At 70.8% G+C, this 11745-nt stretch carries 9 protein-coding genes; 6 read left to right on the top strand and 3 right to left on the bottom strand.

The window, feature by feature from the left end:
• The first annotated feature begins 23 nt into the window (after positions 1-23).
• A complete protein-coding gene (locus tag WA640_RS21020) occupies positions 24-305 on the top strand; it encodes a WXG100 family type VII secretion target (protein ID WP_335990287.1) in 282 nt (93 codons plus the stop codon).
• Between the two features lie 186 nt (positions 306-491).
• Here WA640_RS21020 and WA640_RS21025 read toward each other — a convergent pair whose 3' ends face one another.
• Positions 492-1850, bottom strand: coding sequence for a S8 family peptidase (locus WA640_RS21025; protein WP_335990291.1), 1359 nt, complete (start codon positions 1848-1850; stop codon positions 492-494).
• 141 nt (positions 1851-1991) lie between these two features.
• Between WA640_RS21025 and eccE the strand changes: the two genes are divergently transcribed.
• Positions 1992-3248 carry a type VII secretion protein EccE gene (gene eccE / locus WA640_RS21030; protein WP_181245969.1) on the top strand — a complete coding sequence of 419 codons (1257 nt, stop codon included), beginning with the start codon at positions 1992-1994 and terminating at the stop codon, positions 3246-3248.
• A complete protein-coding gene (locus tag WA640_RS21035) occupies positions 3245-4882 on the top strand; it encodes a hypothetical protein (protein WP_335990294.1) in 1638 nt (545 codons plus the stop codon). Before eccE ends, WA640_RS21035 begins: the two co-directional genes overlap by 4 nt.
• A 140-nt stretch (positions 4883-5022) precedes the next feature.
• Here the strand turns inward: WA640_RS21035 and WA640_RS21040 are convergent, their stop codons facing one another.
• Entirely contained in the window at positions 5023-6339 is a 1317-nt protein-coding gene (locus tag WA640_RS21040) for a hypothetical protein (RefSeq protein WP_335990295.1), read from the bottom strand.
• Between the two features lie 74 nt (positions 6340-6413).
• Complete coding sequence (locus WA640_RS21045) at positions 6414-7097, bottom strand: hypothetical protein (protein WP_335990297.1); 684 nt, start codon at positions 7095-7097, stop codon at positions 6414-6416.
• A gap of 523 nt (positions 7098-7620) precedes the next feature.
• Between WA640_RS21045 and WA640_RS21050 the strand changes: the two genes are divergently transcribed.
• The 3 genes from WA640_RS21050 (at position 7621) to rpmA (ending at position 11043) form a co-directional block, all read left to right on the top strand.
• Positions 7621-10173: an Rne/Rng family ribonuclease gene (locus WA640_RS21050; protein ID WP_335990299.1), complete on the top strand. Its 2553-nt coding sequence runs from the start codon at positions 7621-7623 to the stop codon at positions 10171-10173.
• A gap of 290 nt (positions 10174-10463) precedes the next feature.
• A complete protein-coding gene (gene rplU / locus WA640_RS21055) occupies positions 10464-10763 on the top strand; it encodes a 50S ribosomal protein L21 (protein ID WP_091052684.1) in 300 nt (99 codons plus the stop codon).
• Between the two features lie 10 nt (positions 10764-10773).
• Positions 10774-11043, top strand: a complete 270-nt coding sequence (gene rpmA / locus WA640_RS21060; protein WP_106366716.1) for a 50S ribosomal protein L27 — start codon at positions 10774-10776, stop codon at positions 11041-11043.
• Positions 11044-11745: the final 702 nt, after the last annotated feature.

The raw sequence follows: 11745 nt of genomic DNA on the forward strand, positions 1-11745 counted from the left end.
TTTAAGGAAAGAGGTGACTTGACATGGGTGCGATTTCACTTGATTACACCACCATGGAGGAGTCCTACTCCCGGATCATCAACGACTCCCAGTCCATCAACGACGCTCTCGCCGACCTGGGCGCCAAGCTCGACGCCCTTGAGTGGGAGGGTGAAGACCAGGCCGCTTACGACGCGCAGCGCGCCGAGTGGAACCAGTCGATGGACAAGCTGAACCAGATCCTGGAGGCGGTCGGCAACGCTGTCGACAACGCCCGCCAGCGCTACCTCGACACCGAGCAGGCGAACGCGCGTCGGTTCGCGTAGGACCGCACTTCTCCAGCGGTATCAAGCTGAACGAAGACCCAGGCAGATCCTCGATCGCCTGGGTCTTCGCGCGTGTCCCGCACCGATCCGACCCGCCGCACGCCGTCGGCCGTCCCACTGCCGCGGAAGACGAAGCGGGGGTGCGGACCCCCGTCCGCACCCCCGCTCCTTCAGCTCTGGATCCGGTCAGTCGCTGTCGGCGCTGACCAGGGCCTTCTCCGGCTCGCGGGTCCCCGGCCGCCAGCGGCGGCGCCTGCCCTTCGGGATGATGGTGCGCAGCACCAGGACCAGGGTGACCAGCACGATCGAACCGCCGACGCTCGCCCACGCGATCGCCTTCTGGAGCGCCAGCGGGTCGTAGTCGACGTCGAGGGCGCCGATCTCGTCGCGGTCCTCCTCCGACACCGGCGCCGACGTGGCGCTCTCGGTCGGAACGGCCTCGACGTCATCGGAGCCGACCTCGGAGGCGTCGTAGGGTGCCGTCAGCGCCTTCGCCACGTTCAGCACGCCGTAGCCCTGGTAGATGTTGAACGCGTCCGGCGGGTGGATCGCCGTCTCCTGCAAGCGCGCCTGGATCCATGCGGGCGTCGCCTCAGCGCCGAACTCGCCCTTCAGCAGCGCCGCCGCGCCCGCGACGAACGGCGTCGCGAAACTCGTCCCCTCGCCGACCCGCCACTCGCCGCCCGCGTACGGGAACGCGAGGCCCTGACCGGGCGCCAGCAGGTCGGTGTGCTCGCCGAAGTTGCTGCTCGCGTACCAGTTCCCGACCTGGTTGTGCGCCGCCACCGCGATCACGCCCGGATAGTTCGCCGGGTAGAACGTCTGCTGGTCGGCCTCGATCGAGGTGTCGTCCATGTTCTTGTTCTCGTTGCCGGTGGCGCCGACCACGACCACACCCGCGGCGAGCGCCGCCTCGACCGAGGTCTTCAACTGCGGCGTGTCCACGACCACCAGCGACAGGTTGATCACGTCCGCGCCGTTCGCCACCGCATCGTCGATGGCCCCCGCGACCACCATGCTCTTGGTCGCGTCCCCGCCCTCGTCCTTCGCGCCCGAGAACACCCGGATCGGCAGGATGTTCGCCTCCGGGGCGACACCGATGAAGTCGCTGTTGGCCACCAGTCCGCCCGCGGCGAGCGCCGCCACCGCCGTGCCGTGGTACGCGGAGTCGCACTGGCCCTTGGCGTCCGGGTCCCACCAGTCGTATCCCGACAGCAGGCGGTCGCCGAACACGTCGTCCCGCTGGGCCGCGACGCCGGAGTCGATGACCGCGATCGTCACCGGATCGCCCTCTTTCGAACCGGTCTCGAACGTGCCGCGGTTGTACTGGTGGGCGTCGTCGAGGCCGATGAAGTTCTTCGCCCACGGCTGGGTGTTCAGCGGCTCGCCCGGTTCGGACACCGGCTCGCACGGCGCCTGCTCGTCCGCCGGCGCGGGTCTCAGGTTGAACTCGGCAGACGCGGGCGCCGTCGCAAGCAGGATCGACCCGGCCGTCGCCATCGCGACCGCCGCGGAATAGAGAGGTATACGCGGGAGGATTCGCACCCGCACAGTCTAACGCCGCAGCGCCAAAGGGCCGGTCCGCCGTATACCGGGCCGAAACACCGCAAGGGCGGGGGACCAAGAGGTGGTCTCGTCCGCTTACGATAGGTACGACCACTCACCTTCATGATGGAGACGTCGCCAATGACGATGCTTCAGGGGCAGCAGCAAGCACGCGGTACCGCGTCCGTGCAGGCCCAGCAGCAAGGCGGCCCGGTCGCCGGCGAGTCGGTCGTGTTCACGACCCGCTCCTCGGGACGGCTCGGCCCGCTCACCGTCGCCCAGCTCATCGCGGTCGAGCTCGCGCTCACGATCGCGCTCGCGAGCCTGGCGCTGGGGATGATCGCGCTGGCCGCCGGAGGCGCCGTCGCGCTCATCGTGCTGGTCGTCGTGTTCTGGCGCAAGGGCGACTACTGGTGGTACCAGACCTGGCCGCTCAAGTCCCGCATGCGCCGGCGCATCCGCGCCCTCGACCCGCAGCAGCTCACCGAGGTCCTCCACCGGATCGCCCCCGACCTGGGCATCACCGGCGTCGAGGACCGCGACGAGAACGTCGGCATCGGCCACGACAACGGCGGATGGTTCACCGTCATCGAGATCGGCACCACCGACGAGGGCACCAAGGCCGTCCCGCTCGAACGCCTCGAACGGCTCTTCGACGAGACCTCCGTCCCCGTCACCGCCGTGCAGCTCGTCGGCCACACGACCCCCGTCGGCCTCGCCGCCTACGACAACAGCCCGGCCTCCCGCTCCTACCGCGAACTCCTCGGCGACTACCCCGCCGTCGTCCACCACAAGGCCTGGCTCGCCGTGCGCCTCGGCGCGCGCGACGCCCGCGAGGCCACCGCCGAGCGCGGCGGCGAGGTCGACGGCGTCTACAAGGCGCTGGCCTCGACCGCGCAGCGCGTCAGCAAGCTCCTCGGCAACGTCGGCGTCCCCAACCGGATCCTCGACGCCGAGGGCGTGCGCGAAGCGGTCCAGCAGTCGCTCGGCGTCGCGTTCGCGCCGGTCCCGGGCGAGCGCACCGCGGAGGAGTGGAACCACTGGTACGCGGACGGCCTGCGCCACGTCGCCTACCGGGTCGTCAAGTGGCCCACCGACGCCGTGTCGCTGCACCGCACGACCGACGCCCTCTCCGGCGTCCCCGCCGCGTTCGTGACCGTGTCGACCGTGGTCACCGCGGGCGCGAACGGCAAGGTCAACCCGGACGGCCGCATCACCGGGCGCCAGCTCGCCGTGGACGGGATCGTGCGCCTCGCGCTCGACCAGGCCTCGTGGGAGTCCGCGCAGAACCAGCTGCTCAACGTCGCCGACCAGCTCGGCGTGCGGTTGCAGCGCCTCGACGGCGAGCACGGCCCCGCCGCCTACGCATCCGCCCCGACCGGAGGAGGACCCCGATGAGCGACCGCGGCAACGTCTATGGCGGCGGCACCTACCAGGGGGGCTCGTACCAGAGCGGGAACCAGCGCCCCGGCGGCCGCCACTCCGGCGACGAGGACGAGCAGCGCCCCGTCGACGACGACCAGGGCGGCACCCTCAACGTGCCCCGTCCCGGCCAGCAGCAGGCGGGCTCCCCGCCCCAGTCCCCGCAGTCGCCCCAGCAGCCCGCGGCGCGCCCGCCCCAGGGCGGCGCCGTCTACGGCCAGCCCGGGCAGACCGGTCAGCAGGGCGCGGTTTACGGTGCGCGCCAAGGACAGCAGCCCCCGCAGGCGCCGCCGAGCGCCCGCGGCGGCGCACAGCCCCCGCAGCCGCCCGCCGCTGCCGCGCGCCCGCCCCAGTCGCCGCAGCAGCAGCCTCAGCAGCCGCAGTACCAGACGCCGCGGCCCCCGGAGATGCGCCCGCCGCAGCCTCCGCAGGGCCGACAGCCGCAGCAGCAGTCCTCGCCGCCGCAGTACCAGCAGCCGCAGCGCCCCGCCGGCCCCCCGCCGGCGCCGGCCTCGCAGCCGCAGCGCCCGGCCCAGCCGGCCGCGCCGCCGACGTCCCAGCCGCAGTACCAGCTGCCGACGTCCCAGCAGCAGCGCCCGTCGCAGCCGCCCGCGGCCGCACCGGTGTCCGCGGCCCCGGTCTCGGCCCAGCCGGTCTCCGGCCAGCCCGTGTCCGGCAGCCCGATCTCCGGCGGCCCGGTTTCCGGCCAGCCGTACTCGGCGCAGCCCGCGAGCGCCCAGCCGTACTCCGGCGTGCCCTACTCGGGCGCGGGCGCCCCGATCACCGGCGGCCCGGTCAGCTCCATGCCGACCTCCGCGGGCCTGTTCGGCGTCTCGCAGGTCTCGGCGGGCCCCACCGAGGGCACCGTCTACGGCCTGCCGATCACCGACCGCGCGGTCGAGACCGCCCGCGACGCGGGCAAGCCGATCGAACCGGTCAAGTCCGCGCCGCAGATCCCGACCGCCCGGGCCCTGGAGCTCATGACGTCGGCGAGCCCGCCCGCCGGGCTCGTGATCGGCCGCGACGCCGAGCAGGTCCCGGTCGTCGCGCCGTTCTTCCGGCCCGAGGAGACCCGCATCAACCTCATCGGCGGCGTGTACCTCGCCCGCCTGCTCGTCTTCCGCGCCTTGGCGATCGGCACCCGCGTCGCGGTGTGCACGACCCGCCCGCAGGAGTGGAACGGCCTGGGGGAGACCGCGACCGGCCGCAACGACCGCCTCGCGGTCCTGCACGGCGACCAGCCGGTGACCGTCGAGGCGAGCCAGCACTCCCCGGCCCTGTACGTCTACGACGTCGGCGAGCGCGGCTCCCAGACCAAGCCGGTCCTCGGCCCGTGGCGCACGCAGCTCACGGTGCTCCCGCGCCTGACGAACTTCGCGGACGCCCTCACCGGCGAGGCCCACATGACGGTCCTCCAGCGGCTCACCGCCGAGGAGGCCCAGATCGCGCGCTCGGCGATCCGGGTCAACCAGGAGGTCCTCCAGTGGCTCCAGATGCTGCACGACGACATGATCGCGATGCTCCGCAAGGGCCAGAAGGAGCGCTACCTGTGGTGCGCGCCGACCTCCATCGAGTCGCAGATGTTCGGCGCCCCGATGCGGACCTACTAGCGCCGCAGCGCTTTCACCCGAACGAGTGAGAGGGCCGATCCCGTTCCACGGGATCGGCCCTCTTGGCTTGTCGGACCCTTGCGGTACTTTCGAACCAGGGGTCCCTTTTAGGTCCGTTTTGTTATGAAATGCGATTCACGTCAGCTGGCGTCGCGCCAGTTCGCCAAGTACGCCTCGGCGAGTTGCGTCGTCATGTCCGTCAGCGCCGCCTCGTCGACCCCGGCGTCCTTCGACACCGCGAGCCGCACCACCAGGTAGGCGTTGTCGTCCTGGACGTGGAGCTGGTAGTTCGACGTCCCGTCGGTCACCACGCGTGAGATCGCCGCGGCCTCGTCGCCGACCGACGGGGCCGGGTCCACGATCGTCCACAGCTCGGGCATCTCGCTCATGTCGCCGGTGCCCAGATCGAAGTTGACGCTCGCCATGGCGTCGGATTCGTACACGGACCCCTCGATCGTCAGCATCGCCGCCGCCTGGTCCGGCTCGCCGTACGTCAGGTCGCACTTCTGGTGCCAGCTGCCGGTCTTCTGCTCGGCCACCGCCGACTCCGCCGGCTCGGCGCCGCCCGTCGCCGGCTCCAGCGCCGCCGCGTCGACCAGCGAGCACGGCTCCTCGGAGCCCGCGTACGTCAGGCCCGCATCGGCCGCGCCGCCCTGCTCCTCGCCCGAGTCGCGGTTCATGAACCACCACACGCCGCCGCCGACCAGGCCCAGCGCCACCACCGCGGCGATGACCTTCGGCCACGGGCTCGACTTGCGCGCGCGACTGCGGACCTTCTGGAAGTCCGAGCGCCGCCGCGGCTCCCTGGAGCCGAGGCCCTTGATCGCGGTGGTCTCCCCGCCGCCGCCCCAGTCGTCCCCGCCCCGCTCGTCGCCGAACGCGGCCTCCTCGAACGGCTGGTCCTGACGCGGCCGCGGCGAACCCTCCGGAGCCCCCGGCCGCGGCCGGTACTCCCGGCCGCCCTGCACCGTGCTCCGCGGGTCCGTGCGCGGCGTCGACCCCGTCACCGGCCCGCCCGAACGGCGCGACTCGTAGCCGCCCGGCTGTGCTTCATACCCTCCGGGTTGCGCCTCATACCCGCCCGGCTGCGCCTCGTACCCGCCGTGCTGCGGCGAGAACTGCTGCTGCGGGGACTGGTACTGCCCGGCCTGCGGCCCGCGGCCCGCCGAAGGACCGCCCGCCCGCGGCGTACCCGCCTGCGGCGACGGCCGCCCGGCCTGCGGCGAGGGGCGCCCCGCCTGGGGCCGCCCCTGCTGCTGCCCGTAGCCGCCCTGCCGGCCGCGCCCCGGGGACGGCTGCCCGCCCTGGTACTGGCCCTGGTCGCCTTGCTGCGCGGAGTACGGCTCGCCCGACCCCTGCGGACGGCCCGCCCGGGGCCGCCACTGGCCGGAATCCGACCGCCGCCCGTCGTCGGGCTGCTCGTCGTATGCCGGGCCAAAGGGTGGTGTGGCGCTCACGATGATCCTCCGCGAATGGTTGCGGCGTGTCGACTTGACGCCGCGGTAGTCACGGTCAGCTTAAAGGGAGCCGCCTAATTCCCCGCCCGGGGGAGTGAGTCGAGGAGACCCGACGACAGGTCCTCCGCCAACACCTCCACATCGCCGCCCTCCGGCGGCGCGCCCGTCACGAACACGTTCAGGCTCAGCGTGGTGTTCGCCTCTTGCGCGTGCAGGCGCACCTCGGTCTCCTCGCCCTCGGCGATCACCGCGGTCGCCGCCTGCTCGCCGACGTCCCGCACGTCCGCCGTCGCGTGGCCCTCGGACGCCTCGAACTCCAGCACCCCCGCGTACGCGGCCCGCGCCTTCGCCGAGTCCTCGTACACCTGCACGGTCGCGAACAGCGTCACGAGCCGGTACGCGTCTCCCCCGGCGTACTCCGCCGAATAGGTGCAGTCGAACTTGCGGACCTTCTCGTCCGCGTCCTCCGCGGGGTTGCGCGCCTGCTCGGTGTCGGCCCACGGGCCCAGCAGCTCGGCGTTCACGGCGCGCTCGCAGAGGTCGCCGATCGCGCCGGCGTCCACCGGCGGCTCCTCGTCGCCGATGCCGGAGCTCCAGAACAGCACGGTGCCGCCGCCGAGCAGCAGGACCGCGACCACCGCGAGGACCCATCCGACGCTGGTGAGCTGCCGGAAGAGGTCGGCACCGCGATGGCGCCCCTGGTAGGTGGAGGGTTTCCCGTCCGCCCGGGGCTCCTCGGACCTGTCCGAGTCGATCACCTGGAGTGCGATGGCTCTTTCCTTACTCTGGGGGCCTCTGCTGCCGCGCCAACCGTCAGCTTATCGAGTACATGGGACACGGGCCACGGGCGAACCGTGCCAACCACGAGGAGTCGTGTTTTCTCACCCGATCGTGACCGGCCGCACTGAGAGGCACCGCACCGGCTTGTCCACCTGTTCGGCGAATGACGCAGAGTGTGCGATACTCGACCTTGTCGTACCGCACATTTTTTCGGACGGTGCGACCCGCAGATGTCCTGTCCGCGTCCCTCACGACGGCGACGGACTTGACGACTCGGCTGGGGGCAGAGGTGTTTCCCCAGCGCGAGTTGAGGCTTTACAGAGCGGCCCGAACGGCAGGGGACAGCGCCGGAACAAGGCTCGCGAGCCTGCTGGGCGACGCGAGCCGGAAGCCGGCCCCCGCCCGGCCGGGAGGACCGCACTGCTGATGCCGCGCCCGTGCGGCAGCGGACGCAAACCGCGTCACGCGCCCGGGCGGCGGCTGGAATGGAGATTTATTCGTATGCGCGAGAATGAGCCGCGCGAACAGGTGCCCGCGATCGCGGTGACCTTCATGGCTCCTCAAAAACCCAAGAGCGACGACCCGGCGCCGGAGGCGCCGCGCAGCGAGCGGCCCCGCACCGCCGCTTCGACCGCCGCGATGTTCGCACCCCCGCCCAAGACCGCCCCCAAAGCGGCCGAACCCAGGTCCGAGCGCTCCCGCTCCGACTCCCGCGACCAGCAGGACGACGAGCCGCGCCGCGGCCAGGACGCCGAGCCCCGCCGCCAGGCGAAGAAGGCCCCGGCCAAGAAGGCCGCCCAGAACCAGCAGGAGCAGCAGCCCTCGCGCAAGCGCACGCGCAACCGCGGCGAGCAGCGCTCCGGCGACAAGCCCGCCGACAAGGGCCCCGAGGACAAGGCCGCCGAGCGCGAGCCGAAGGCCGACGAGCCGGTCGCCGAGGACTTCGACGACGACTACGACGATGACGACGACTCCGAGGCCGGGCGCCGCAGGCGCGGCCGCCGGGGCCGCCGCGGCCGCGGCCGCGGCAAGGGCGTCGACGGGCCCGAGGGCTCGGACGACGAAGACGACGACGAGGACGAGCAGGCCGACGAGGACGACGAGGAATCGGGCGCCGACGGCCCCGAGGTCACCCGCCGTCGGCGTCGCCGCCGCCGCAGGGCCGGGTCCGAGGACTCCGACCGCTCCTCGCGTCCCGACGACTCTGACGATGACGCCGAAGTCGTCGTCAAGGTCCGCGCCCCGCAGCGCCGCACCTCGTCCAACGAGGAAGTGCGCGGCGTCTCCGGGTCCACGCGCCTCGAAGCGAAGCGCCAGCGCCGCCGCGACGGCCGCAAGTCCGGCCGCGGCCGCGTCCAGGTCGTCAGCGAGGCCGAGTTCCTGGCCCGCCGCGAGGCGGTCGAGCGCCAGATGGTCGTGCGCGTGCGCAACGGCCGCGCCCAGGCCGCCGTCCTCGAAGACGGCATCCTCGCCGAGCACTACGTCTCCAAGTCCGGGGCCCAGGGCCTGGTCGGGAACGTCTACCTCGGCAAGGTCCAGAACGTGCTGCCGAGCATGGAGGCCGCGTTCGTCGACATCGGCCGCGGCCGCAACGCCGTGCTGTACGCCGGCGAGGTGAACTGGGACGCGACCGGCCTCGCGGGGAAGGCCCGCTCGATCGAGCAGGCCCTCAAGCCCGGCGACTCGGTGCTCGTTCAGGTCACGAAGGACCCGGTCGGCCACAAGGGCGCCCGTCTGACCAGCCACGTCGCGCTCTCGGGCCGCCACCTGGTCTACGTCCCCGGCGGCAACGCCTCGGGGATCTCCCGCAAGCTCCCCGACCGCGAGCGCACCCGCCTGCGCGCGGCGCTCAAGAAGCTCGTCCCCGAGAGCGCGGGCGTCATCGTGCGCACCGCCGCCGAGGGCGCCGGGCCCGAGGAGCTCGCCCGCGACATCTCCCGCCTCCAGATCGAGTGGGAGGAGATCCAGTCCAAGGCGAAGAAGAGCAACGCCCCGGCGGTGCTCCACTCCGAGCCCGACGTGCTGATCCGCGTGGTCCGCGACGTCTTCAACGAGGACTTCAAGGAGCTCCTGGTCGAGGGCGACGAGGCGTACGACGAGATCCACAAGTACCTCGAATCGGTCTCGCCCGAGCTGCTGCCGCGGCTCAAGCGCCACACCGGCACGAAGGACGTCTTCGCCGAGAAGCGCGTCGACGAGGGCCTGCTCAAGGCGCTGGACCGCAAGGTCTACCTGCCTTCGGGCGGCTCGCTCGTCATCGACCGCACCGAGGCGATGACGGTGATCGACGTCAACACCGGCCGCTTCACCGGCGAGGGCGGCAACCTCGAAGAGACCGTCACCAGGAACAACCTGGAGGCGGCCGAGGAGATCGTGCGCCAGCTGCGCCTGCGCGACATCGGCGGCATCATCGTGATCGACTTCATCGACATGGTCCTGGAGTCGAACCGCGACCTGGTGCTGCGCCGCCTGACCGAGTGCCTGGGCCGCGACCGGACCAAGCACCAGGTCACCGAGGTGACCTCGCTCGGCCTGGTGCAGATGACCCGCAAGCGCGTCGGCCAGGGCCTCATCGAGGCGTTCTCCGAGCCGTGCGACCACTGCAAGGGCCGCGGGGTCATCGTCCACACCGACGAGATCCTCGGCAACGGCCGCAAGAAGGGCAACGGCGGGGGCGGCTCCGGCCAGCACCAGGCCCAGCAGAACCAGGGCCAGGGCCAGAGCGGCAAGAAGAAGAAGGACAAGTCCAAGTCCGGCCAGCAGCAGCAACAGCAGCAGTCGAAGAAGCAGGACAAGTCCGAGCCGCAGTCCAAGTCCGTCGCCGACGCGACCGCGAAGATCGCGGCCGCCTCCGACCACGGCCACGAGGACGTCGAGATCGAGATCGTCGACGAGACGACCTCCGAGCCGATCGCCGAGGCCACCGGGTCCGGCGACGAGCTCGTGGTCGAGACCGAGACGACCGACGCCGTCGCCTCCTCCGAGGACGCGGTCCCCGCGGACGCCGAACCGGACAACGGCGGCGAGCCCGGGACCGAATCGGCACCGGCTTAGGTACGGGCGGCGCCGCGGACTGTGACGTTCGCGGCGTCCGCCTGGTACCGATGCCGGAACCAGCGGGTACATGACGTACCCTAGTGAGCGGCCTATAGAGCCCTCAGCTTTTCGCCTCCGTTCGCGCGGGGGCGAGCGCGGAGCTCGATCGGCGGGCCAGCCCAGGCGACGTTCGCGAAGCCGGAGTTGGCACGGTGCGTGACACCGCGAAATTGACAGACACCGTTCCCCTGCGGGGAACTGACATCATGTCCCCGCATCGGGGAGGACCCAAGGAGACCAGCGTCGACATGTACGCAATCGTCAAGACTGGCGGAAAGCAGTACAAGGTCGCCGAGGGCGACGTCCTCGAAGTCGAGAAGCTTCAGGGCGAGTCCGGCGACACGCTTACGCTGCCCGCGGTGTTGCTCGTCGACGAAGGCACTGTGGTCACCGACGCCTCCGGCGTCACGGTGAGCGGTGAACTTCTCGAGCACACCAAGGGCCCGAAGATCAAGATCCACAAGTACAAGAACAAGACCGGCTACCACAAGCGCCAGGGTCACCGCCAGCCGCTGACCCGCGTGCGCATCACCGGCATCACCAAGTAGGGGTTGAACCATGGCACACAAGAAGGGCGCATCCAGCTCCCGCAACGGGCGTGACTCCAACTCCAAGCGACTCGGCGTCAAGCGCTTCGGCGGTCAGCACGTCAGCGCCGGCGAGATCCTCATCCGTCAGCGCGGCACCAAGTACCACCCGGGCGAGCTCGTCGGCCGCGGCGGCGACGACACCCTCTTCGCCCTCGCCGAGGGAGAGGTGCTGTTCTCGCAGAAGCGCGGACGCAAGCTGGTCAACATCGTCCCGACCTCCACCGAGGTCGCGGCTTAAGACCGGAGCGGCAACGCTCGAAGACATAGAGGGCCGGCCCCGTCGAAAGACGGGGCCGGCCCTCTATCCGTGCCCGCCATACAGAGCAGAAGCCGAACACAGATCGCATCCAACCGTTAACGCCGACGACAACAAGATGTCGGACCCCTCCGATAGGTTCGGACCGGGAACCCCCGCACGAGCGCGGATCGGCGATTCCGATTGCGGTGCAGCCATATCCCCGCAGGTCATCGCGGCCGCGAGCGGAAAGGGACCCCCCTGTTTCGTGCGCTCAAAAGGCCGTGTATTGTTGTCTTTGCCCGCGGGGGAACGGAACAGCCGAGAAGGCCTGGTCCGGAAGCCACCGGAGACCGGCGACAGACTCATAGAGTCAGGCGCGGTCCGGAAGCTGAATCGCGGGACATCTCAGAGACTCACTAGAGGCTCGATCGTGTGTGACACAGGTTAATCGACCTGAAGTTTGCAGAGCGATCCGAGACTGTTAGAGTTGAGAGGTTGCTCCGGCTGAGGCCGAATCCCTAAAGTGGATCACTTCAGTTGGCGTGTTGTTTGAGAACTCAACAGGGTGTTTGGATGGTCAGCGTGTGGGCTGATTGAAGGGGTTCGGCTTTGGTGCTGGATGTCTGGAGATCGGTACTGTTTTTGACTGTCTTTTCCTTGGGACACTTGATCAAGGGTGTCTCGTGAAAATCGGTCAGGACA

This window comes from Glycomyces sp. MUSA5-2 (assembly GCF_037034145.1).
In the GTDB taxonomy this organism is placed as follows: domain Bacteria; phylum Actinomycetota; class Actinomycetes; order Mycobacteriales; family Micromonosporaceae; genus Glycomyces; species Glycomyces artemisiae.

Excerpts from the sequence above, each read along its gene's own strand:
- WA640_RS21020 (WP_335990287.1), top strand. The coding sequence starts at position 24 with ATGGGTGCGATTTCACTTGATTACACCACCATGGAGGAGTCCTACTCC.
- eccE (WP_181245969.1), top strand. The coding sequence starts at position 1,992 with ATGACGATGCTTCAGGGGCAGCAGCAAGCACGCGGTACCGCGTCCGTG.
- WA640_RS21035 (WP_335990294.1), top strand. The coding sequence starts at position 3,245 with ATGAGCGACCGCGGCAACGTCTATGGCGGCGGCACCTACCAGGGGGGC.
- WA640_RS21050 (WP_335990299.1), top strand. The coding sequence starts at position 7,621 with ATGCGCGAGAATGAGCCGCGCGAACAGGTGCCCGCGATCGCGGTGACC.
- rplU (WP_091052684.1), top strand. The coding sequence starts at position 10,464 with ATGTACGCAATCGTCAAGACTGGCGGAAAGCAGTACAAGGTCGCCGAG.
- rpmA (WP_106366716.1), top strand. The coding sequence starts at position 10,774 with ATGGCACACAAGAAGGGCGCATCCAGCTCCCGCAACGGGCGTGACTCC.